Raw genomic sequence first — 2190 nt, forward strand, 5'->3', positions numbered from 1 at the left:
TCATCATTCAAAAATGGGACAATTGTTGTGTCGACCCAATAGTAAGAACCATCTTTAGCTTTATTTTTTACCTCACCATTCCAAACTTCTCCATTAGCAATGGTTCTCCAAAGTTCTTTCATGAAATCTTTTGAATGGTAACCAGAATTGATTATACGATGATCCTGTCCAATGAGCTCATTCCAAGAGTACTTTGAAATTTTGCAGAAATTGTTATTTACATGAAGAATAATCCCTTTTTGATCTGTAATAGCTACAATTGCCGATTCGTCTAAAGCATATTCATAATCAGAAATTTTCTTGACTGTGCTTTTAAGCACTTCTTCACTTTTTTTTCTATGAGTGATATCAGAGCGTATGGCAACATATTGATAAGGTTTTCCTTGATCGTTTAAGAAAGGAACAATAGTAGTATCGACCCAATAAAAGATGCCATCTTTTGCACGATTTTTTATTTCTCCACGCCAAATCCTACCATTCGCAATAGTACTCCAAAGTTCAGCTATAAATTCTTTAGTATGATGTCCTGAATTCAGGATGCGATGATCTTGTCCAATAAGTTCTTCCCGAGAATATTGGGAGATTTTACAAAAGTTATCGTTTACATGTTCTATAATTCCTTTTTGATTTGTAATTGCTACTATAGCAGATTCATCAAGTGCATATTTGTAATCTGAAATCTCTCTGATTGTTTTCTCTAATTCGCTGACTTCTCTATATCTTTTTTCCATGAGAAAATTCCAAACATTTACATAATTTTACTATACAATTTTATAAGTAATTTCTTTTTAAAATTATAAAATTATGCGTTTAGTCGATTTATTAATGTATTTAAACGGCAAATATACTAATTAAATTATTCCAATTAAAATCCAAAATTGTTAAAACATATACTTCTTTTAACTTTAAAATATCTTATTGAAAAAATCAAATCATGCCTTTTTAAAAAAGATAGTCCAGAATCAAATATTTTAAAAAAAATGAACATACACTCCTAATAATCAAAATTATTATGCTATTTTTTTTTCAAATGACTTGTAAATCTACAAGTATCCTTATTTACCAAAACCATTTTTCCTGATTTTATTATCTTAATCAAAAAAAGTATATTTTCGTAAACCAATGAGCAAAAGAATGAGAATAAAAAAAATACTCTCGTAACCAAAGTTAGGTGAGGATTTTAAAAAATATTGATACCATAAAAATTACAAAAAATTATAAAAAAATGACATACGAACCAGCAAAAAAAAGATATGCCAACATGGAATATCGCAGATGTGGAAATTCAGGATTAAAGCTCTCGGCTTTTTCTTTAGGATTATGGCACAACTTTGGGCAAAACAGTGATTATGAAAACAGCAGAAATTTGATAAAAACTGCTTTTGATAATGGAATTACCCATTTTGATTTGGCCAACAATTATGGTCCACCTCCCGGTTCGGCAGAAGAATGCATGGGGAAAATTTTAAAACAAGACTTCAAAAACCACCGAGACGAAATGATTATTTCATCCAAAGCAGGTTATACTATGTGGGATGGACCTTATGGCGATTGGGGTTCCAAAAAATATTTAGTTTCAAGTTTAGACCAAAGTTTGAAAAGAATGGATTTGGAATATGTGGATATTTTTTACCACCACAGACCAGATCCAGAAACGCCTTTGGAAGAAACAATGGCAGCTTTGAATTTGATCGTTCAACAAGGAAAAGCATTGTATGTTGGTATTTCAAATTATCAACCTGCTGAAGCTGAAAAAGCTTTTAAATTATTAAAAGAAATGGGAACTCCATGCTTAATTCATCAACCGAAATATTCAATGTTTGAACGTTGGGTCGAAGATGGACTTTTGGACTTATTAGCAAAAGAGCAAGTAGGCTGCATTCCGTTTTCTCCATTGGCACAAGGATTATTAACCGACAAATATTTAAATGGAATTCCTGCTGATTCAAGAGTTGTAACCAGCGGACAATTTCTAAATGCCGACCATATTACTCCAGAAAGATTAGAGAAAATCACAGCTTTAAATGATATTGCAAAAGAAAGAGGTCAAAAATTAGCACAAATGGCGTTGGCATGGCTATTACGCGACAAAAGAATTACTTCGGTACTAATTGGCTCCAGTAAACCGGAACAAATTACAGATTCTATTAAAGCGCTGGATAATTATGCTTTCAGTGCAGCAGAATTAGA

2 protein-coding genes are annotated in these 2190 nt (G+C 31.7%); one reads left to right on the forward strand and one right to left on the reverse strand.

Annotation, left to right across the window (positions count from 1 at the left end):
- The coding region (locus VLC96_RS18505) for a PAS domain-containing protein (RefSeq protein WP_325265304.1) at positions 1-731 on the reverse strand (731 nt) is incomplete at its 3' end.
- A 494-nt stretch (positions 732-1225) separates the two neighbouring features.
- Here VLC96_RS18505 and mgrA point away from each other — a divergent pair.
- A partial coding sequence (gene mgrA, locus VLC96_RS18510) for an L-glyceraldehyde 3-phosphate reductase (RefSeq protein ID WP_325265305.1) occupies positions 1226-2190 on the forward strand: 965 nt, incomplete at its 3' end.

This window comes from Flavobacterium sp. (genome assembly GCF_035456085.1).
Taxonomy (GTDB): domain Bacteria; phylum Bacteroidota; class Bacteroidia; order Flavobacteriales; family Flavobacteriaceae; genus Flavobacterium.